The 19786-nt window shown below is 72.1% G+C and carries 17 protein-coding genes, 1 tRNA gene and 1 pseudogene; 11 read left to right on the top strand and 8 right to left on the bottom strand.

Going from position 1 to position 19786, the window contains the following annotated elements:
- The first annotated feature begins 26 nt into the window (after positions 1-26).
- Positions 27-923 (top strand): ketopantoate reductase family protein, encoded by an 897-nt coding sequence (locus EXE41_RS00670; RefSeq protein ID WP_086216501.1) that lies wholly within the window; start codon positions 27-29, stop codon positions 921-923.
- A 56-nt stretch (positions 924-979) separates the two neighbouring features.
- Here EXE41_RS00670 and EXE41_RS00665 read toward each other — a convergent pair whose 3' ends face one another.
- Positions 980-1201: a hypothetical protein gene (locus tag EXE41_RS00665; RefSeq protein ID WP_086216502.1), complete on the bottom strand. Its 222-nt coding sequence runs from the start codon at positions 1199-1201 to the stop codon at positions 980-982.
- Between the two features lie 358 nt (positions 1202-1559).
- Between EXE41_RS00665 and EXE41_RS00660 the strand changes: the two genes are divergently transcribed.
- From EXE41_RS00660 to EXE41_RS00650, 3 genes are read left to right on the top strand one after another with little or no spacing between them, the layout of a single operon-like run.
- Positions 1560-2408, top strand: a complete 849-nt coding sequence (locus tag EXE41_RS00660) for a CBS domain-containing protein (RefSeq protein WP_049931381.1) — start codon at positions 1560-1562, stop codon at positions 2406-2408.
- Positions 2408-4210, top strand: a complete 1803-nt coding sequence (gene glyS, locus EXE41_RS00655; RefSeq protein ID WP_094553017.1) for a glycine--tRNA ligase — start codon at positions 2408-2410, stop codon at positions 4208-4210. Before EXE41_RS00660 ends, glyS begins: the two co-directional genes overlap by 1 nt.
- Positions 4211-4214: 4 nt before the next feature.
- Positions 4215-4838: a hypothetical protein gene (locus tag EXE41_RS00650; RefSeq protein WP_049931383.1), complete on the top strand. Its 624-nt coding sequence runs from the start codon at positions 4215-4217 to the stop codon at positions 4836-4838.
- A 58-nt stretch (positions 4839-4896) separates the two neighbouring features.
- Here EXE41_RS00650 and EXE41_RS00645 read toward each other — a convergent pair.
- Positions 4897-4981: transfer RNA gene (locus EXE41_RS00645), tRNA-Ser, on the bottom strand.
- A gap of 129 nt (positions 4982-5110) precedes the next feature.
- Here EXE41_RS00645 and EXE41_RS00640 point away from each other — a divergent pair.
- Entirely contained in the window at positions 5111-6073 is a 963-nt protein-coding gene (locus tag EXE41_RS00640; protein WP_049931384.1) for a MoxR family ATPase, read from the top strand.
- A 27-nt stretch (positions 6074-6100) separates the two neighbouring features.
- Here the strand turns inward: EXE41_RS00640 and pyrE are convergent, their stop codons facing one another.
- Together pyrE and EXE41_RS00630 are read right to left on the bottom strand one after the other, a co-directional pair.
- Positions 6101-6655, bottom strand: a complete 555-nt coding sequence (pyrE, locus tag EXE41_RS00635; protein ID WP_049931385.1) for an orotate phosphoribosyltransferase — start codon at positions 6653-6655, stop codon at positions 6101-6103.
- A 72-nt stretch (positions 6656-6727) separates the two neighbouring features.
- On the bottom strand, positions 6728-10156 hold the full coding sequence (locus EXE41_RS00630; protein ID WP_137690015.1) for a PAS domain-containing protein: 3429 nt from the start codon (positions 10154-10156) through the stop codon (positions 6728-6730).
- A gap of 289 nt (positions 10157-10445) precedes the next feature.
- On the opposite strand from EXE41_RS00630, the gene gatB reads away from it, so the two are divergent.
- From gatB to EXE41_RS00610, 4 genes are all read left to right on the top strand, one after another.
- Positions 10446-11933, top strand: a complete 1488-nt coding sequence (gene gatB / locus EXE41_RS00625) for an Asp-tRNA(Asn)/Glu-tRNA(Gln) amidotransferase subunit GatB (protein ID WP_137690014.1) — start codon at positions 10446-10448, stop codon at positions 11931-11933.
- A 70-nt stretch (positions 11934-12003) separates the two neighbouring features.
- Entirely contained in the window at positions 12004-12318 is a 315-nt protein-coding gene (locus tag EXE41_RS00620) for a hypothetical protein (protein WP_049931387.1), read from the top strand.
- Positions 12319-12379: 61 nt separating this feature from the next.
- A complete protein-coding gene (locus EXE41_RS00615; protein ID WP_049931388.1) occupies positions 12380-12595 on the top strand; it encodes a ubiquitin-like small modifier protein 2 in 216 nt (71 codons plus the stop codon).
- Complete coding sequence (locus EXE41_RS00610) at positions 12592-13050, top strand: GNAT family N-acetyltransferase (protein WP_086216507.1); 459 nt, start codon at positions 12592-12594, stop codon at positions 13048-13050. The genes EXE41_RS00615 and EXE41_RS00610 overlap by 4 nt, the downstream gene beginning before the upstream one ends.
- Positions 13051-13057: 7 nt before the next feature.
- Here the strand turns inward: EXE41_RS00610 and EXE41_RS19520 are convergent, their stop codons facing one another.
- Both EXE41_RS19520 and EXE41_RS19980 read right to left on the bottom strand, forming a co-directional pair.
- Complete coding sequence (locus tag EXE41_RS19520; RefSeq protein WP_137690013.1) at positions 13058-13759, bottom strand: ATP-binding protein; 702 nt, start codon at positions 13757-13759, stop codon at positions 13058-13060.
- 154 nt (positions 13760-13913) lie between these two features.
- Positions 13914-14417 (bottom strand): annotated as a pseudogene (locus EXE41_RS19980) (MEDS domain-containing protein); the annotation flags it as partial.
- Positions 14418-14656: 239 nt separating this feature from the next.
- Here EXE41_RS19980 and EXE41_RS00595 point away from each other — a divergent pair.
- Positions 14657-15442 carry a 23S rRNA (uridine(2552)-2'-O)-methyltransferase gene (locus EXE41_RS00595; protein WP_086216509.1) on the top strand — a complete coding sequence of 262 codons (786 nt, stop codon included), beginning with the start codon at positions 14657-14659 and terminating at the stop codon, positions 15440-15442.
- Positions 15443-15556: 114 nt separating this feature from the next.
- Positions 15557-18076: an extracellular solute-binding protein gene (locus EXE41_RS00590; RefSeq protein ID WP_137690012.1), complete on the top strand. Its 2520-nt coding sequence runs from the start codon at positions 15557-15559 to the stop codon at positions 18074-18076.
- A 40-nt stretch (positions 18077-18116) separates the two neighbouring features.
- Here the strand turns inward: EXE41_RS00590 and EXE41_RS00585 are convergent, their stop codons facing one another.
- Together EXE41_RS00585 and EXE41_RS00580 are read right to left on the bottom strand one after the other, a co-directional pair.
- On the bottom strand, positions 18117-18680 hold the full coding sequence (locus tag EXE41_RS00585) for a dihydrofolate reductase (RefSeq protein WP_089308050.1): 564 nt from the start codon (positions 18678-18680) through the stop codon (positions 18117-18119).
- A gap of 40 nt (positions 18681-18720) precedes the next feature.
- Positions 18721-19779 (bottom strand): ornithine cyclodeaminase family protein, encoded by a 1059-nt coding sequence (locus EXE41_RS00580; protein ID WP_137690011.1) that lies wholly within the window; start codon positions 19777-19779, stop codon positions 18721-18723.
- Between the last annotated feature and the right edge of the window lie 7 nt (positions 19780-19786).

The raw sequence follows: 19786 nt of genomic DNA, 5'->3' as shown, positions 1-19786 counted from the left end.
TTCTACCGGCGCCCCTCCCTTTGCGCATGGAGGTGCTCGTCTACGGCGCCGGCGCGCTCGGAAGCCTCGTGGGCGGGCTGCTGGCGCGTACACACGACGTGACGCTCGTCGGGCGCGACCCGCACATGCGGGAGATTCGGGAGGACGGGCTCCGGATCGACGGCGAGGTCGACGCCCGGGTCGCGCCGCGCGCGCTCACTGACGCGACGCACCGGCGGGCCGACCTCGCCTTGGTCACGACGAAGGCGTACGACACCGACGCGGCCGCTCGCGCGCTCGCGACCGGCGAGTACGACGCGGTCTGCTCGCTCCAGAACGGCCTCACCGAGGAGCGTCTGGTCGCCGCGCTCGACGCGACGGTCCTCGCGGGCACCGCGAGCTACGGTGCCCGGTTCGCCGAGCCGGGCCGCGTCACCTGTACCGGCGTCGGCGAGGTCGTCGTCGGGGCGCTCTCCGGCGGCGCGAGCCCCGAGGCCGCGCGGGTCGGCGCCGCCTTCGACGCGGCGGGCGTCGAGGCGGTCGTGGCAGAGGACATGCCGGCCCGGCGCTTCGAGAAGCTCGCCGTCAACGCCGGGATCAACGGACCGTCGGCGCTCGCGCGGACGGAGAACGGCCCGACGCTCGACGGCCCCGCCGGCGAGGTCGCCCGCGAGGCCGCCCGCGAGACGGCCCGCGTCGCCCGTGCGGTCGGGGTGGACCTGTCCGACGAACGGGCGGCCGACGCCGTCGAGCGCGTCGCCACCGACACCGCGGCGAACCGGTCGTCCATGTACGAGGACGTGGCGAACGGACGCCGCACAGAGGTCGACGCTATCTACGGCGCGGTCGTCGACCGGGGCGACCGGCGCGGCGTGTCGGCGCCGACCTGCCGGACGGTCGGGTCACTGATCCGCGGCTGGGAAGCGGCCCGCGGGCTCCGGTAATGCGGGACCGATTCGGGAAAACGAGACGGCGGCTCTGCTCGGCGACGGCTACGCGCTCAACACCACTCCTCGAGGACGGTCGCGTCGGTCTCGTCGACCGACACCCACGCGTCCTCTCGCGAGACGTCCGCGATGACGAACTCCGGCCGCGACGCCGACGAGTCGACGGACGCCATCACGTCCGGCGCGTCGGCGGCGTCGAGCGCCGGGTCCGTCGGGAGCGCAGTCCGGCGGCGGTCGGGGTCCGGGTCGTCCCATGGAGTGGAACTCCGTGACATGGTTGTGAATAGTTCACAGTACGTATAAGAGTTGCGAACGCGATCGAATTCGGCCGTCGGATCGGAGATTCCGGGGACGCTCTGCCGACGGTTCTTTCCGCGGAGCGCCCGCCGAACGACGATCCGCCGAAACGTGTCGGTTTCTACATCGGCTCGCGGGATCCTGTAGGGCCCCACCTGACCGGGTCCGATCGCCGCTGACCCGGCCCCGCGCGCTGGCGGTCCAGCTCCGCGTGTCGCTGACCAGACCCTGCGTGCCGCTGACCGCTCCCGCGTGTCGCCGCCCGGCCTCGCGTGCCGGTGGTCCGGCTCCGCACACCTTCGCAGTATACAAGAGGTGTCACGCTGAAAGACGGGCATGAACGTCGCAGACGCCATGACGCCCCGCTCGGAGCTCGTCGTCGTCGAGATACCCGGGAGCCGCAACGACGTGTTAGAGTACATCCAAGAGCACGGCTTCTCGTCCGTGCCCGTCGTGAAGGACGTCGACGGCGACGAGGTGTACCGCGGGCTCGTCACGCGCGACGACCTGATCGAACAGCCGGACGAGGACCAGCTCGCGCTGCTGATGCGCGAGGTCCCCACCGTCGGGGCCGCCGCCGACATCGTCGACGCCGCCCGGACGATGGCCGCCGAGGGCTCGCGCCGGCTCCCCGTGGTCGACGGCGACGAGCTCGTCGGTATCGTCACCGTCACCGACGTGGTGCGGGCGATCGCCCGCGGCGAGGTCGACGGCGAGACGCGCGTGGGCGAGCTCGCGACCCGGGCGGTCAACGCGACCCACACCGACACGCCGCTGCCGGTCGCCGAGCGCGAGATCGCGCTCTCGGGGGTACCGTACGCGGTCGTCCTCGACGACGACGCCGCGACCGCGGGGATGCTCACCGAGGTCGACATCTTGGAGGTCGCCCGCGTCGTCGAGGGCGAGGCGAGCACCGGCGACTCGATCGCCGACCAGGACTCCGACTGGTCGTGGGAGGGGATCAAGGCGACGGGCGCGCGCTACCTCCCGACCCGGAACGTCGAGATCCCCGCGGAGGCGGTCCGCCACTTCATGACCGAGGACCTCATCACCGTCAACGCCACGCGGACGGCCAAGGAGGTCGCTCAAGAGCTCATCAGCAACGACATCGAGCAGGTCCCGCTCGTCTCCGGCACCGATCTGGACGGGATCGTCCGAGACGTCGACCTGCTGGAGGGGTTATAATGGCCGCGGACGTGCTCGCCGAGCTCGCGAAGCGCCGGGGCTTCTTCTTCGGATCGAACGGCGCCTACGGCGGCACCGCCGGCTTCTACACGTTCGGCCCGCAGGGCGCGGCGCTCAAGCGGAACGTCGAGGACGCGTGGCGCGACCGGTTTACCATCCGCGAGGGGAACCGCGAAATCGAGGCGCCGACGGTGATGCCAGAGGCCGTGTTCGAGGCCTCCGGCCACCTGGAGGGGTTCGACGACATGCTCGTCGAGTGCCCCGAGTGCGGCGCGTCCCACCGCGCCGACCACCTCGTCGAGGACGTCACGGAGATCGAGGACGCCGAGGCGCTGCCCGGCGAAGAGGTCGCCGAGCTCATCGCCGACAACGACATCGCCTGTCCCGCCTGCGGCACCGAACTCGCCGGCCAGCCGGTCGAGGCGTTCAACCTCATGTTCGCGACCGACATCGGCCCCGGCGACGCCCAACCCGGCTACCTCCGGCCGGAGACGGCCCAGGGGATCTTCGTGGAGTTCCCGCGGCTGAAGGAGTACGCCCGCGGGAACCTCCCGTTCGGGATCACCCAGATCGGCCCGGCCTACCGCAACGAGATCTCGCCGCGCGGCGGGCTCCTCCGCCTCCGCGAGTTCACGCAGGCCGAGTTGGAGCAGTTCATCGACCCCGAGGCGGACGAGCCGCCGCTCGACCGCGTGCGCGACGTGGAGGTCCGCCTCTACCCCGCGACGGAGCAGGAGGCCGACGACGGCGACTACCTCGACACGACGGTCGGCGAGGCGGTCGACGAGGGCGTCATCGGCTCCCCGTGGGTCGGCTACTACCTCGGCGTCGCGCAGGAGTGGTACGAGCGCGTCGGCGTCGACCTCGACCGGTTCCGCTTCCGCCAGCACCTCGCCGGCGAGCGCGCCCACTACGCCGCCGACTGCTGGGACGCCGAGAGCGAGGTCGACGGTGACTGGATCGAGATCGCCGGCTTCGCGTACCGCGGCGACTACGACCTCTCGAAGCACGACGAGTACGGCGACGACTCGTTTACAGTGTTCAAACGGTACGACGAGCCGAAGACGGTCGAGCGCGCGACCGTCGACCCCGACATGTCCGTCCTCGGCCCGGAGTTCGGCGGCGACGCCGCCGCGGTCGCCGAGGCGCTCGAAGCCCTCGCGGAGCGCGACCCCGACGCGTTCGACGGCGAGACGGTCGAGGTGACGGTCGGCGAGGGCGACGACGCCGAGACGCACGCGGTCGACGTCGACGTCGCGGACTTCTCGGTCGAGGCGGTGACCGAGAGCGGCGAGCACATCACGCCCCACGTCGTCGAGCCGTCGTTCGGCGTCGGCCGGACCGTCCAGACGCTGCTCGCGCACGCCTACAGCGAGGACGAGGTTGACGGCGAGGAGCGCACCTACCTCTCGCTCGAACCCGAGGTCGCGCCGCAGGACGCCGCCGTCTTCCCGCTCGTCACCAACGACGACCGCCTGACCGGGCTCGCCGACGAGGTGGCGGCCGACCTGCGGGCCGCCGGGCTCGCGGTCGCGTACGACGACTCCGGCTCGATCGGCCGCCGCTACCGCCGGCAGGACGAGGTCGGCACCCCGTTCTGCGTCACCGTCGACCGCGACGGGATCGAGGGCGACGGGCCCGACACCGTCACGCTCCGCGAGCGCGACTCCGCGGCGCAGGTCCGGATCCCGGTCGCGCACCTCGCCGACGAGCTGACGGCGCTCCGGGAGGGCGAGCCGTTCGCGTCCGTCGCCGACCGGTACGACGCGGTCGACACCGACGTCGAGACGGCGGGGAACTGAGGGCGTGCGTCTCCCGGCCGCCGCGTGGCGCGAGCGCGTGGAGTTCGAGCGGCGGCTGGTCCACGCCAGCGGCACGCTGTACCCGGTCCCGTTCTTACTTGGCTGGATCTCCTGGGAGACCACCGGGCGACTGCTGATCCTCAGCGTCGCGATCGCCGGGGCTCTCGAAGCGCTGCGGCTCGCCGACTCCGTCGGTCCGCTCGCCCCGCTGTACGACGCGCTCGTCCGCGACTACGAGGCCGACGGGATCGCTGGGTACGCGCTGTATCAGGCCGGGATGGCGGCGACCGCGCTCGTCTTCGCGCCCGTCTTCGCCGTACCCGCGATGTGGATGCTCTCCGTCGGCGACCCGATAAGCGGCGGGCTCGGCGAGAACGCGGCGACGGAGCCGAAGCGCCTCCCGGTGGTGGCGGCGATGGTGTTCGTCTGCTTCGGGATCGCCGTCCCGTACGCGATCCCCGAGTTCGGCCCCGATCCGGGCGTGATCGTCGCGCTCGCGGGGGCGATCCCCGCGGCGATCGCCGACGGGCTCCCGCCGCTCATCCGCGGCGTGGCGGTCGACGACAACCTCACCATCCCGCCGGCGGCCGCCGGCGGCATGTTCCTCGCGGCCGCGCTGATCGGGTAGGCGCATCGCCCGGAGCGCAACGGCGGCGCTGTCGCTCGCCGGGCGAAACTGAGAGAAGCGCCGAGGCGGAGATTTGAACTCCGGTGTCCGAATGGACAGTAGATTTCGAATCTACCGCCTTGGCCAGGCTAGGCTACCTCGGCTCGACTCGACGTTGGCCGGTTCCGCTGTTATGCGTTTCGATCGCGGTCGCGGCGCGGTCTCGGACCGCCGGTCCGTCACCCCACCGTTCCGCCGACAACGCTTTTCGGCCCGGCTCCCGTGCGGTGGATATGGACGTCCCCGAAGCGGCCGACGCCTGCGCCCGCGTCGTGAGCGAGGTCGGCGGTGCGGTCGTCGCCGACCGCGAGTTCCTCGACCGCGTCACCCTCGGCATCCTCGCCCGCGGCCACGTCCTCCTGGAGGACGTGCCGGGCACCGGAAAGACCCTCTCAGCGCGCTCGTTCGCGACCGCGCTCGGTCTGGAGTTCTCGCGGATTCAGTTCACCCCGGACCTCCTGCCGGCCGACGTCACCGGCACAAACGTGTTCGACGAGCGCGACGGCTCCTTCAGCTTCTCGCCGGGGCCGATCTTCGCGAACGTCGTGCTCGCCGACGAGATCAACCGCGCCCCGCCGAAGACGCAGGCCGCTCTCCTGGAAGCGATGGAGGAGGGGCAGGTGACCGTCGACGGCGAGACGCACGCCCTGCCGAGCCCCTTCTACGTGATCGCGACGCAGAACCCGGTCGAGAGCGAGGGCGCGTTCCCGCTGCCGGAGGCCCAGCTCGACCGGTTCACGATCAAGACCTCGATCGGCTACCCGGACGAGGACGGCGAGTTAGAGCTCCTCCGGCGGCGCGCCGGCCGCGTCGAGCAGTCGCCGACGGTCGAGCGCGTCCTCGATCCCGACTCCGTGGCGGCGCTGCGGGAGGTGCCGGAGTCCGTCCGCGTCGAGGACGATCTGCTCCGCTACGCGGCGGCGCTCGCGCGGGCGACCCGGGAGGACCGCCGCGTCGAGGCCGGCGTCTCCCCGCGGGGGACACAGCGCCTCTTCGAGACCGCCCGCGCGGCGGCGGTGATCGCCGGCCGTGAGTTCGTCACGCCCGACGACGTGAAGCGGGTCGCGCAGCCGACGCTCGCCCACCGGCTCGTGTTGACGCCGGACGCGGCCGTCAACGACGTCGACGAGCGCGACGTGATCGCCGACGTGCTCGACCGCGTCGCGGTGCCGACGGTGGACGCGGCCGAGGCGTAGCTCCCGCGACGACCGCCGCTATCGCCGCTACTCCGCGTTCTCGTCCCGTTCCGCCAGCAGTTCGGTCGCCGTGAGCAGCGACTCCAGCTCGATGTCGTGCTCGGCGAGCAGCGCTTCCGCGCCCTCCTCGCGGTCGACGACGACCAGCACGCGGTCCACCGTCGCGCCCGCCTCCCGCAGCGCCTCGACCGCGTCGACAGCGGACTGCCCCGTGGTGGCGATGTCCTCGATCACGACGACCTCCTCGCCGTCGCCGAGGCGCCCCTCGATCCGGTTGCCCGTGCCGTACTCCTTCGCCTGTTTGCGCGCGATGACGTACGGACGACCGAGCTCGGCGGCCGTCACCGCCACCAGCGGGACCGCGCCCAGCGCGACTCCCGCCAGCTTCGCGTCGGCGTCGGCCAGCCGGTCGGCGAACGCCTCGGCGACGAGCGTCAGCGCGTCCGGGTCGGTCTCGAAGAGGTACTTGTCGACGTAGTAGTCGCTCGTCCCGCCGTGGGACAGCTCGAACTCGCCGAACCGGACGGCGTCGGCGGCGGTGAGCGCCGCGATCAGCTCGCGTCGTCGGTCGTCGTCGGTCATACGCCGAGAAGGGCCGCGGCCGACAATAAACTGGTCGGAACGCGGAGGGGGTTCGTCTCCTTCCCGCCCCGCTCACTCCGCCGCCGGCAGGACGAGCGTCACGGTCGTTCCCCCGCCGCCGAGGCCGTCGTCGAACCGGATCTCGCCGCCGTACGCCTCCACGACCCACGCGGCGATCCACAGCCCCACGCCGGTGTTGTGCTGTAGCTGGGTCACCTCGCGGGCGCCGGTGATCACCTCCCGTACCGCGGTCGGTACTCCCGGCCCGTCGTCCGCGACGCTCACACGCACGACCCCGCCGTCCGGGTCGCGCTCGGCGCTCACCGCGACGCGCGGCGCGTCGCCGCCGTGTTCGACCGCGTTCTCGACGAGGTGATCGATCGCGACCGAGAGGCGGTCGTCGCCGCGCACCGCGATCCCCGCCGGCACGTCGGCGGTGATCCGCGTGTCCGGCCGATCGGCCGCGTGTCGCGCGGTGACCGCCTCGACGATCGGTCCCACGTCGACCGGCTCGGGGTCGGTCGCGTACCCCTCCTCGACGATCCCCCGGAGGGTCCCGGCCCCCTCGGCGACGTCGGTCAGCCGCTTGCCCGTGGTCTCGATCCGCCGGGCGTAGTCGCGGATCCGGTCGTCGTCGGTCCGATCGGCGATTTCGCCGGCGAAGCCGAACACGACGTTCAGCTCGTTCCGCAGGTTGTGCCTGAGGATCCGGTTGACGATCCGCACGTAGCGTTCGCGGCGCTTCCGGTCGGTGATGTCGGTGTAGATGCCGAAGGCGCGCCGGTCGCCCTCGGTCTCGTAGCTGAAGCCGCGGAAGAGGAACTCCCGCGGCCCCTCGACGGTCTGTCGTCTGATCTCCTCCGCGGCGAAGCCGTGTTCGCGGACCAGCGCGTCGAGGTCCGCCGCCTCGACGACGCTCGCCTCGACGCTGTCTCCCAGCCGGTAGTCGTGGATGTCCAACGCCTCGATCGTCCGGCCGCGCAGCGCCGCCTCGTCCACGCCGAACTGCGTCTCGAACGCCGGGTTGGCGCCGTCGATCACCGTCTCGTCGTCCTCGAAGACGACCTCTATCACCGGGTCGGGAATGCGGTCGAACAGCCGCCGGAAGCGGTCGCGCTCGGCCGACAGCTCGGTCCGCGTCCGGAAGAGGTCGGTCGTGTCCGACAGCGATCCGACGACGCCGCCCCCGCGGTCGGACAGCGACGACAGCCGGAGTCGGCCGTGCCGCGGTCCGCGATCGCCGTCGCGCTCGACGCTCAGGTCGACCGTCCTCGTCGGCTCTCGACCGCCCGCGACCTCGGCCGGTGTGCCGGTGAGCGCGCCGACCGCGTCTACCACGCGCTCCGCGTCGTCCGGGGCGACGAGCGCGTCGAGCCGCCGACCGACGATGTCCCCGGTGCCGCCGGCGCCGACCCACTCGGCGAACGGCCCGGTGGCGTAGGTGACGGCGCCGTCGCCGTCGAGGACGCACACCATGTCGTCGACGTTCTTCAGCGCGTCCTCGTAGGTCCGGAGCCGCCGGCGCCGGTCGTTGGCGTCCATCGTGGCGACGGCGTTCGTCGCCAGCAGTTCGAGCACGCTGACGTCGCTCTCGCCGAAGGCGTCCGGCTCCCTGGACCCGACGATGAACACGCCGTGGTCCCCGAGCGGAACCGCGACGAACGACCGCATCCCGTGGTACTCGGTCCGGTCGCCGTTCGACGGGCCGCCGCCGATCGACGCGAGCCGCTCGTCGGTCGCGAGGTCGTCGCACACCCACGTCTCGCCGTCTCGGAACACCGCACCGGTGATCCCCTCGCTCGGCGGTCGCGGGTCCCGGCTGGCGGCGAACGCGTCGCCGATCCCCTCGCTCGTGGCGGCGAGGCGGAGCAGGTCCGCGTCCTCGTCGAAGAGCCGCACGCCGCTTATCTGGTAGCCGAGGATCTGGTCCGCGGCCTCGACCAGCCGCTCGGCGACCCCGTCCGCATCGCTCTCCCGCTGGACGCGTTCGACGGTCCCGAGCAGCCGTTCGAGCGTCTGCTCGCGGCGCTTCCGCTCGGAGACGTCGGCGAAGAACACGGAGAGCCCGTTGGGCGAGGGGTAGGCGGTCACGTCGGTCCACAGGTCGAGCGGCTCGTACCGGTCCTCGAAGGAGACGACCTCCTGGGTCTCCATCGCCCGTCGGTAGTTCCGCTCGTACTTCCGCCCGAGCGCCGCCGGGAACTCCGCCCAGATGTCGGCGCCGATCAGCTCGTCGGCGTCGCGGTCGAGCAGGGTCGCGGCGGCCTCGTTCACGTAGGTGAACCGGAACTCGTCGTCGAGCGCGAAGAACCCGTCCTCGATCCGGTCGAGCGTCTCCTCGAACCGGTCGACGGCCGCCGCCCGCTCCTCGCGGACCACCTCGCGCTCGATCGCGCCGCCGAGCCACTCCGCGAGCAGTTCGACGAACAGCCGCTCCGACGCGTCGAACGGGCGGTCGCGGGGCTCGACGTCGAGGAAACAGAGCGTCCCGTACACCTCGCCGTCGACGACGACCCGACCGCCGACGTAGCTGCCGACGCCGGACCGCTCGTACGCCGGATCGCCGGCCAGCCCCGCCGCCTCCGGGTCGGTGATCGTGACCACGCCCGAGTCGCCCTCGGCCGCGCCGTCGCCTCCGGTCTCCGACCCGCCTTCGGTCGCTCCGTCGCCTCCGCTCTCCTCGCCGCTTCCGGGCGCCCCGTCGCTTTCCGGTCCCGCGCCGGCACCGCCGCGAACCGTTCGCCGGCAGTAGGTCAGCTCCAGCGGGAGCGTCCCGTCGCCGTCGAGCTCGTCCGCCGCGATCGACTCCACGAGCCCGGTCGAGTCCCGGTACCGCTGGATCTCGATCCGGTCGCCCTCGACCCGCGACGAGTAGCCGATCGACAGGTCGAGGTAGTCTCGCCCGAGGTCGAGCAGGGCGTCGACCTGCTCGTCGAGGTCGGCGCACCGGTCCGAGACGATCCGCACGAACGGTTCGAGGAACTCCCGCCCGCCCGCGGTCGTCGGTTCCGGTCCGGGTCCGTCGTGTGCCGGCCCTGTCCCCGCTCCGTCGCGGTCGTCGCGTCCGCCATCGATCGCCTCCACGCGGTCGGCGAGCGTCTCGCCATCGGCCGCGAGCCGTCGCCCGGACACGTACTCGATCCCGAGCCGGCTCGCGTCGATGGCTGCGTCCGCGTCGTCGCCCGCCGAGTAGGCGAGCACGGCCGCGTCCGGGTAGCGGTTGCGGACCGATTCGAGGCGGTCGAGCGCGGCCGCGTCGCGCTCGACCGAGAGCCCCCGGCCCGCGGCCCCGTCGCCGTTCAGTTCCGGCGCGTCGCGGTCACCTCGGGTCTCGTCGTCGAACAGCCTGACGACGACCCTCGCCGGATCGACGCTCCGGTCCGGGTCCCGGTCCGCGTCGCTCGCGACCTCGCTCGCTCGGCGGACGCGCGTCTCCGCGGGGAGCTCTCCCCACGCCGCGTCCACCGGCTCGCCGAGGTGGAGCGTCGGCTCACCAGACATCCGTTACGGGACGGCACCGCGGCGGTCGCCCACGGTCGGCGGGTCCCTCAGCGGCCATCCACCCTGTTGGCCGCTCGTCTCGCGCGACCGAGCGGCGGCCGCTGGCGCGTCGTCGCACTGGCCCGGCCGGGGCCCGCGAAGGTCGTCGGTTCACTCATCGCGCAAGGTACGAGCGGCCTCCTAATAATCGTTCCCACCGGGTTTTCGGATCTGAGAGCGTCGTCGGGCGTTCGCCCCGGCGGCCGTTGTCCCGACACGATTTAGGCGACCCGCTCACAACGGGCGGGTAATGAGTACGCAGGCCGCGACGACGGACCGGACGGTCGTGATCGGGTTGGAGGTCCACGTCCAGCTCGAGACCGACACGAAGATCTTCTGCGGCTGTTCGACGGAGCCCGAGGACGACGAGGCGCCGAACACGCGCACCTGTCCGACCTGCCTCGGGCTACCGGGCGCGCTCCCCGTCCTCAACGAGGCCGCCGTCGAGGCCGCGGTGAAGGTCGGGAAGGCGATCGACGCCGACATCCCCGAGACGACCACGTTCCACCGGAAGAACTACTACTACCCCGATCTCCCGAAGAACTTCCAGCTCACCCAGTACGACGCGCCGATCTGCGCCGACGGCGAGCTGGAGGTCCGCGTCGACGGCGACCCGCGGACGATCGGGATCACCCGCGCGCACCTCGAAGAGGACCCCGGCAGCCTCCAGCACGCCGGCGGCTCCATCGAGTCGGCGACCCACACGCTGGTGAACTACAACCGCGCCGGCACGCCGCTGATGGAGATCGTCACGGAGCCGGACTTCCGCTCGCCGGCCGAGACGCGCGCGTTCCTCGCGAAGCTGGAGGAGGTCCTGGAGTACCTCGGCGTGTTCGACCCCGGCCGCGACGGGAGCCTGCGCGTCGACGCTAACGTCTCGCTCGTCCCCGCCGAGTACGTTGCCGACGACGGGTCGATCACGGGCGACGCGCTCGACGACGTGAACCGCGCCGAGGTGAAGAACATCTCCAGCCACAAGGGCGCGGAGCAGGCGCTCGCCTACGAGGTCACCAGACAGGAGAACGTCCTCCGGCGCGGCCGCGAGATCGAACAGGAGACGCGTCACTGGGACGAGGACCGCGGCGTCACCGTCGGCATGCGGTCGAAGGAGGCCGAGAAGGACTACCGCTACTTCCGCGAGGGCGACCTGCCCGCGCTTGAGGTGGCCGACTGGAAGGAACAGATCGCGATCCCGGAGCTCCCCGACGCCCGCCGCGAGCGCTTCCGCGAGGAGTACGGGTTAGACCGCGAGGCCGCCTCCAAGCTCACCTCCACGAAGGCGGTCGCGGACTTCTTCGAGGACGTGGCGAGCGAGTTCGACCCCGACCTCGCCGCGACGTGGGTCGCCGACAACCTGCTCGGCGAGCTCAACTACCGCGAGATGGCGATCACGGACGTGGAGGGGCGGCTCGACGAGTTCACCCGCCTGATCGAGCTCGTCGCCGCCGACGAGCTGACCGTGAAGAACGCCGAGGAGGTCGTGCTCCGCGAGATGCTCGACGAGGGCGACGACCCCGAGACGGTCATCGACCGCGAGGACCTCGGCAAGGCCGAGAGCGGCGAGGTCGAGGCCGCCGTCGCGGCCGCCATCGACGAGAACCCCGACGCCGTGAGCGACTACCACGACGGCGACGAGGGCGCGATCAACTTCCTCGTCGGCCAGGTGATGCAGGCGACCGGCGGCAGCGCCGACCCCGGTCAGGTGAACGGGCTGCTCCGCGAAGAGTTGGACGGCTGAGCCGGCCGGACCGCTCGAATCGCTCCCGCCGGATCAACTCCCCCGCCACGCCGCAGCATTTCCCTCCGCCATGGCAATCGTCGAAACCGTCGTCGTCGGCCACGTCACCGGCTTCTGTCTCCTCCTCGCGTGGGCGATCTGTCGCCGCGGCGCCGTGGACCTGATCGCCGGTTACGACGGCGACCTCCCGCCGGAGCGCGAGGCGGACCTCGCCCGCGACGCGGCCGCGGTCCTCAGCGTCTCGGCGGCCGCGAGCGGCCTGATCGTCGTTAACGCGTGGACCGGCGCGGTCCCCCGCCCCGGCGCGCTGGCGACGGTCGCGATCGCCGCCGCAGTCGGGTGGTTCCTCTGGAAGTGGAACGGCCGCGCCCCCGACGCCGGCTGAGCCGTTCGACGCGCCCCGCCGAAACCGTGCGATTGACGCCCGCCCGCCCGCTACCGCGCTCATGGACGTGACCGTCGAGGTCGTCGGCGAGGGGGTCGACGAGTACAGCCTCGCCGCCGACGCGACGTACGACGACCTGATCCGCGCCGCGGGCTACCACCCGCAGGAGGCGTCGGCGCTCGTCGACGGCTCGCCGGTCCCGGGCGACCGCGTCGTCGACGCCGAGGAGGTCCGAGTGCTCCGGCTGATCAAGGGCGGCGCGACGGGCGACGCGTGACCGAAGACCGAGACCTTCCGACCGCGCCGGAGGACGTGACCGTGAAGCCGGCGACCGCGGCCGACCGGCTCGACGTCCTCCGGATCCTCGACGCCGCGGTGCTGGAGACCGACGCCGCCACCGTCGACGACCGCATCGCGGCCGGAGACGTCATCGTCGCGCGCTCGACGCGCACCGGCGGAGTCGTCGGCGCGCTGGTCGCCGTGCGGCCCGATCCCGACCGGCTCCACGTCGACGCCGTCGCGGTCAGGCAGGTGCGCCGAGGAGAGGGGATCGGCTCCCGGCTCGTCGCGGCCGCGGTCGATCGGGCCGAGTCGGACCCCGCGGTCGAGACCGTCACCGCCCGGTTCGACGCCGACCTAGCTGAGTTCTACGCGGCGTTGGGGTTCGCGGTCGACGGCGCAGGCGCGGACGAGGGGCGGCGAGTCGGCCGGACCCGGGTCGACGGTGGCTGATCGGCGTTCAGTCGGCGACCCGGTACAGGTCGAACCGGACCCGCGTTCGGTCGTCGTCGTTGGCGAACTCGACCGTCCCGTGAGCCGACTCGACGATCCATCGAACGAGCCAGAGCCCCAGCCCGCTCCCGTGGGCCAGCGGCGTCTCACCCCTCTCGCGGAAACACCGGAGCTCGTGGTCGGGTATCGACCCGGGGTTCCGAACCTCGACGCGAACCCGCTCGCTCGCTGGGGTCGACACCGCGACGGAGACCGTCGGCGCCGGATCGTCCTGATGGACGATTCCGTTCCGGATCGCCTCTTCGAGGGCGATGTCGAGGTTCACGTCCGCGAGGACGACCTGATCCGAGGAGTCGGGGGTCCGGATCCGTGCGTTCGGGTGCTCCGACCGCACCTCTTCGACCGCCCGCTCGATCACCGGCCCGAGAGGGGTTGGCTCGACCTCCGAACTCCCGATGGTCTGCTGGATGTACCGGGCCTTCTCGGCCGTTTCGATGACGGCGTCCGCGTGTCTCGCGGCGGCGGCGACGAGGTCGGCCTCCGCGGCGGTCAGCGACTCGCTTCCCGTCAAGTCTTCGAGTGCCCCACGAACGACGTTGAGGTCGTTCCGGATGTTGTGGCGTAACACTCTGCTGAGCACACTGAGCCGCTGCTCGCGCCGACGAAGCTCTCGGTTGCTTTCCGCGATCCCGCGAGCCTGCTTCAGCATGATCCGGGCGTCGGCCCCCCCCTTCCTCGGAGCGGTACTCCTCGGGGGAGACGTGGAACGGGTTCTCACACAGCGTGCGGTCGTAAACGATCTGCTGGTGGGTTCGAAGCGCCTTCGCGGCCGCCGCCTCGTCGAACCGACGGAGGTCGTACTGGCACAGCGCAGTCACCGCGAAGTCGGGACACGCGGCGTCGAACGCGACCTCGAAGTCGACGACCTCGTCGAACGATGTCTCGCCGTCGAACGCCCACGTGTTCTCGCCGGCGACCCACATCCCCTCGTACCCCTCGGCGGCGCTCCGCTCCGCCTCCGACCGCAGCTCGGCGACGGTTCCGTCGCGTTCGAAGCCCTCGTCGAGATACACCTCCGACGCGTCGCGGATCGCGAGGTCCCCGGCGTCGAGCTTTGCCGCCACGTCCACGCCCTCCGCGCGCAGCGCGTTCTCGATCCGCGATCGGGGGTTCGCGTCGACGAGGTACACGCACCGATGCCCGGTCTCGAGCCCGTACGAGAGGAACGCGGCCACGGTGTCGAGCTGGGTCGCCGTCGACTCGTAAAACAGCGCGAGGTGGCGGTCGAGGTCGCAGTCGGCGAACTCGGCGCGCAGGTCCGCCCGCGGCCGGGCCGTGGAGCCGGTCGACTCGCCTGCGGTGGTCATCTGAACAGCCATCGTAAAGGCCGGATGCTGAAAAAACAATTGACGCCCGCAACCGATGTGTCTCCGCTCATCACGGCGAAATTCCGGGTGAGACGCCGCGGCGGATCTCGGTCGAGTCGCACTGTGCCGCCGTCGCCCGCATCCGACGTTCATTTCCCGGTCGCCCCCGTCGTTACGGGTATGAGCGCTACCTCCACCCCGATCTCGGTGGCCCCGCGTCCGCCTGCGGTGATGACGCCATGAGCGGGAAAGACGACTACTACAACCGATCCAAACAGCAGGGGTACCGCGCCCGGTCCGCCTACAAGCTGAAACAGCTCGACGAGGAGGCGGACCTCCTCGCCCCCGGCGACACCGTGGTCGACCTCGGGGCCGCGCCCGGCGGGTGGCTCCAGGTCGCCGCCGAGGAGGTCGGGGAGGGCGGCACCGTCGTCGGCGTCGACCTCCAGCGCATCGAGGACCTCGACGAGGGCGACGTCGAGACGATCCGCGGTGACATGACCGAGGAGCGCACCCGGCACTACCTGCGCGAGGCGGTCGGCGAGCGCGGCGCGGACGTCGTCGCGAGCGACATGGCGCCGAACATGACCGGCGAGTACTCCCTCGACCACGCCCGGTCGGTCCACCTCGCGCGGCAGGCGCTCGACACCGCCGACGAACTGCTCGCGACCGGCGGCGACTTCGTCGTGAAGGTGTTCCAGGGCGAGGACCTCGACGCCTTCCGCGACGACGTGAGCGAGTCGTTCCAGTACGTCCGGACCGTCTCGCCGCCCGCCTCGCGGGACGCCTCCTCGGAGGTGTACCTCGTCGCGAAGGGGTACACCACCTCGCCGGTCGCCGAGGGCGACCGGATCGAGGTGACCGTCGAGGAGGAGGGCGACGAGGGCGACGGCATCGCCTACGTCGACGGCTACACCCTGTTCGTCGACGCCGACGTCGGCGAGACGCTCGCGGTCGAGGTCACCGATGTCAAGCCGCGGTTCGGCTTCGCGGAGCCCGTCGACGACGCGGAGCCGTCGGCCTGAGCAGGCATCGCCGGTCGCGCTCGCTCCCGCCCGCCCCTCCCGTCCGCGCGGTCGCTATCAGTCGGAATAATCTGACTCTCGATCTTATGTACCCCGGCCGGAGAGTGACGACAAATGAACAGTGACGACGCACGCACAGGCTCCGATCGCGGCACGTCCGATCGCGGTGCCGCCGACGGAGACCGCTCGACGACAGACCCCGACGCGACCACCGACGGCGGCGTCTCGTCGGAGGCGGCGCACCCGTCGGGAACGTCCGACGGCGACGTGCCGGCCGAGGCGTTCCGGGAGGTCGCGGAGCGGCTCGCCGACGGCGACCTCGGGGCCCGGTTCCCGGCCGCGGAGACCGACGGCGAGGCGGCGGCGCTCGCGGCGACGCTCAACGAGTTCGTCGAGGGGGTCGCGGAGACGGTGTCCGACGCCGACGGCTTCGGCGACGAGGTCGCTGGCGCGACCGAGCACGTCCGGTCGAACGTCGACCGGGCGAAAGACCAGAGCGAAGAGGTGTACGCCGCGGTCGACGAGATCGAGTCGGCCGCGACCCGCCAGCGCGACGACATCGCGGCCGCGACGAGCGAGCTCCAGACCGTCTCGGCCGCCACCGAGGAGGTCGCCGCCTCCGCGGATCAGGTGGCCGAGACCGCGGCCGACGTCGCCGAGCGGGCCGACGAGGGGACCGACGCCGCGACGGCCGCGATCGAGGACCTCCGCGTCGTCGACGAGCGGACCGAGGAGGCCCTCGAACGGGTCGAAACGCTGGAGTCGGAGGTCGCGGCGATCGAGGACGTCACCGACCTGATCCAGGACATCGCCGACGAGACGAACATCCTCGCGCTCAACGCCTCGATCGAGGCCGCCCGCGCCGGCGAGGCCGGGGCCGGCTTCGAGGTGGTCGCCGAGGAGGTCAAGGGCCTCGCGGAGGAGGCGCGAGAGGCGACCGGCGAGATCGAGTCGTCGATACGGTCGGTTCGCGCGGAGACGGACGCGACCGTCGACGAGATGGCCGAGATGCGCGAGCGCGCCGACGAGGGGATCCGCACGGCCGAGGCGGCGCTGGAGGCGTTCACCGACCTCGCCGACGACGTCTCGGAGACGACGAGCGGCGTCGCGGAGATCCGCGACGCGACCGACGACCAGGCGACCTCGATCGAGGCGGTGGTCGACGCCGTCGAGTCGGTCGGCGACCTCGCCGAGGAGACGGCCGCGGACGCGGGCGACGCCACCGCGGTCGCGCACGCGCAGAAGACGTCGCTGGCGGAGGTGGCCGCCGGCGCGTCGACGCTCGCCGACCGGACCGGGACCTTAGACGACGCGCTCGACGCGTACGACGCCGACGGGACCGCCGACGACGACGCGGTCGTCCTCGACTTCTGGCACGCGTTCGGCGGCCGCAAGGCGCGGCTCCTCGACGAGTTCGCCGCCGAGTTCGCCGCTCAGACCGACGGGGTCGCGGTCCGCCCCGCCTCGAAGGGAAGCTACCGCGGCGCGTTCCAGGCGACGCTCGCGGCGGCGGACCGGGGCGAGCCGCCGGCGATCGCCCACCTCTACGAGATCGGCACCCAGCGCGCGCTCGACAGCGGGGCGTTCACGCCCGTCGAGCGCCTCCTCGACGCCGAATCCGGGCGCGTCGCCCGAGGCGGGCCCGCCGCCGCGAGCGGTTCCGGCGTCGCCCTCGACGCCGCCGACCTGCTCGACCCCGTCGCGAACTACTACCGGACGGACGGGGTGCTCCACTCGATGCCGTTCAACGCGTCGACGCCCGTGCTGTACTACGACCGGGCGGCGTTCGAGCGGGCCGGACTGGACCCCGACGACCCGCCCGAGACGTTCGACGAGGTCCGGCGCTGTGCCGAGCGGCTCGTCGAGCGCGGCGCGACCGAGACGGGGATCACGTTCGCGACGTACTCGTGGTTTATCGAGCAGTGGTTCGCCGAGGCCGGCGAACCCCTCGTCGACGCCGACAACGGTCGGGGCGGCACGCCGGCGGAGAGCCGGTTCGACGGACCCGTCGGCGAGCGGATCTACCGTTGGATCGCCGAGATGGCCGCCGACGGCCTGTACCACGACCCCGGCATCGAGGCCCGCGGGCAGGCCCGCGAGGCGTTCCAGGAGGGGCGCGCCGGGATGCTCATCGGCTCCACCTCCGCGATGGTCGACGTGCGGGAGGGCGCCTCCTTCTCGGTCGGCGTCGGCTACTTCCCGGTCGCCGACGAGCGGCACGGCGTCGTCGTCGGCGGGGGATCGCTGTGGGTCGCGGACGGCGCGTCGCCGGCGGAGCAGCGCGCCGCCGCGGCGTTCCTCGCCTGGCTCGCGGCCCCGGAACGGCAGGCGCGCTGGCACCGCGAGACCGGCTACTTCCCGGTCCACGAGGGCGCGATCGACCGGCTCGACCGCCAGGGGTGGTTCGACGAGAACCCCGGCTACCGCACCGCGATAGACCAGCTGCTCGACGCCGAGGACGCGGCGGCCACGACGGGCGCGCGGATCGGTCCGTTCGACACGGTCCGGACGCTCGCCGCCGAGGCGTCGGTTGACGCCCGCGAGCACGGGGTCGAGTCCGCGGTCGAGCGCCTCGCCGACAGCACCGCCGTCCAGCTCGAACGCTACGCGGCCGAGCGCGACGGCGGGGCGTAGTCGCTGTCGCGGGCGATCGAAACGGCCGAGAGAAACCCGCTCAGCGCGCCCGACGGACCCACTCGCGCAGCGTGAACCGGTCGTACGCCGTCTCTTCGGCCACGTCCCACTCCGCCTCGTCCCACGCCGGGTAGTACGTGTCCCCGTCGAACGCGCCCTCGACGTGGCTGAGGGCCATCCCGTCGAGGTGCGGCTGGAACAGCTCGTAGATGCCGCCGCCGCCGAGGACGTAGACCGTCTCGTCCCCCTCGTCCGACGCCTCGACCGGCCCCGACGCCGGACTGGTCTCGGCGGGCACGCGCTCCCGCTCGGCGGGGGCGTCCCCGACGACGTCGCGGGCCGCCGCGAGCGCCTCCTCGACGCCGCTCGCGACGAGCGCCGTCGGCGCGTCGACCGCGTCGACGCTCCGGCTCACGACGATCTGGCGGCGTCCGGGCAGGTCGCCGCGCATCGAGTCGAACGTGCGTCGGCCGAGAATCACCGGTGACTCCGCGACGCGCTCGCGGTACTGCCGCACGTCCGCCTCGATGTGCGGCCACGGCACCTCGCCGTCTCTCCCGATCACCCGGTTCTCCGCGAGCGCCGCGACGCTGACGAGTCTCACGGCCGGCGTACGCGGCGAGGAGACAAAAGCGGCCCGTCGTTCAGCCGTCAAGGCCCAGCAGGTCGAACGGGTACCCGTTGTCCAGCTCGTCGGCGCGCTTGTAGACGACGCGCGCGGCCGCCACGTCCTGAATCGCGAGCCCCGTCGAGTCGAAGACGCTGACGCCGCTCACGCCGTCGGCGTCGGCGGGGGTCCCCGGCGTCCCGGGACGGCCCGCCCGACGGCCGACGACTATCTCGCCGATCTCGCCGTAGATGTCGTCGTCGGTGAGCGTCCCAGCGGCGTAGGGGACGTTGATCTCGCCCGAGTGGGTGCACTGCTCGTGGTCGTCGATGACGACCGTGGCGTCGACGAGGAGGTCGTCCGCGAGCTCGTGTTTCCCCTCCGCGTCCGCGCCCATCGCGTTGACGTGCGTGTGGTCGCCCACGTCCTCGGGACCGACGATCGGACTCTCGACCGGCGTCACCGTCGAGAGGATATCGCAGTGGCCCGCCTCCGAGACCGAGCCCGCGCGCACGTCGAACCGGTCCCCGAAGGCGTCGAGGAAGTCGGCGACGCGTTCCTCGTCGAGGTCGCTCACGACGACCTCCTCGATGTCCCGCACCGTCGAGATCGCTTCGAGTTGGGTGTACGACTGGACGCCGGCGCCGACGATCCCGAGCGAACTCGCGTCGGGGACGGCGAGGTGGTCGGTCGCGACCGCGGCGGCCGCGCCGGTGCGTTTCATCGTCAGCGTCGTCCCGTCGAGGACCGCCAGCGGGAACGCCGTCTCGGGGTCGGAGTAGATCATCGTCCCCATCACGGTCGGGAGGTCGTGGTCGGCGGGGTTGTCGGTGTGGACGTTCACCCACTTGATCCCGGCTGCGTCCCACCCGTCGCCGGTCGCCGTCTCCTCGGCGACGTCCTCCTCGCGGACGTCGAGGAAGGCGGGCATCGACCGGAAGTCGCCGTTGTACTCGGGCAGGTCGATGTACGACTTCGCCGGCATCTTGGCGTCGCCGCGCTCGTAGGCGGTAAACGCGCCGCGGACCGCGTCGATTACCCGGTCCATCTCGGCGTTCTCGTCTACGTCGTCCGCGTTGAGGAGCAGCGTCTGCATGCCGCAA

The organism is Halorubrum sp. SD690R (assembly GCF_005435035.1).
In the GTDB taxonomy this organism is placed as follows: domain Archaea; phylum Halobacteriota; class Halobacteria; order Halobacteriales; family Haloferacaceae; genus Halorubrum; species Halorubrum ezzemoulense.
The sequence above is the reverse complement of the archived record's forward strand: the minus strand, read 5'-3'. Positions and strand labels throughout refer to the sequence as shown.

Bases quoted from the DNA above. Each gene is read 5' to 3' on its own strand.
- EXE41_RS00670 (WP_086216501.1), top strand. From the start codon at position 27: ATGGAGGTGCTCGTCTACGGCGCCGGCGCGCTCGGAAGCCTCGTGGGC.
- EXE41_RS00665 (WP_086216502.1), bottom strand. From the start codon at position 1,201: ATGTCACGGAGTTCCACTCCATGGGACGACCCGGACCCCGACCGCCGC.
- EXE41_RS00660 (WP_049931381.1), top strand. From the start codon at position 1,560: ATGAACGTCGCAGACGCCATGACGCCCCGCTCGGAGCTCGTCGTCGTC.
- glyS (WP_094553017.1), top strand. From the start codon at position 2,408: ATGGCCGCGGACGTGCTCGCCGAGCTCGCGAAGCGCCGGGGCTTCTTC.
- EXE41_RS00640 (WP_049931384.1), top strand. From the start codon at position 5,111: ATGGACGTCCCCGAAGCGGCCGACGCCTGCGCCCGCGTCGTGAGCGAG.
- pyrE (WP_049931385.1), bottom strand. From the start codon at position 6,655: ATGACCGACGACGACCGACGACGCGAGCTGATCGCGGCGCTCACCGCC.
- EXE41_RS00630 (WP_137690015.1), bottom strand. From the start codon at position 10,156: ATGTCTGGTGAGCCGACGCTCCACCTCGGCGAGCCGGTGGACGCGGCG.
- gatB (WP_137690014.1), top strand. From the start codon at position 10,446: ATGAGTACGCAGGCCGCGACGACGGACCGGACGGTCGTGATCGGGTTG.
- EXE41_RS00620 (WP_049931387.1), top strand. From the start codon at position 12,004: ATGGCAATCGTCGAAACCGTCGTCGTCGGCCACGTCACCGGCTTCTGT.
- EXE41_RS00615 (WP_049931388.1), top strand. From the start codon at position 12,380: ATGGACGTGACCGTCGAGGTCGTCGGCGAGGGGGTCGACGAGTACAGC.
- EXE41_RS19520 (WP_137690013.1), bottom strand. From the start codon at position 13,759: ATGCTGAAGCAGGCTCGCGGGATCGCGGAAAGCAACCGAGAGCTTCGT.
- EXE41_RS00595 (WP_086216509.1), top strand. From the start codon at position 14,657: ATGAGCGGGAAAGACGACTACTACAACCGATCCAAACAGCAGGGGTAC.
- EXE41_RS00590 (WP_137690012.1), top strand. From the start codon at position 15,557: ATGAACAGTGACGACGCACGCACAGGCTCCGATCGCGGCACGTCCGAT.
- EXE41_RS00580 (WP_137690011.1), bottom strand. From the start codon at position 19,779: ATGCAGACGCTGCTCCTCAACGCGGACGACGTAGACGAGAACGCCGAG.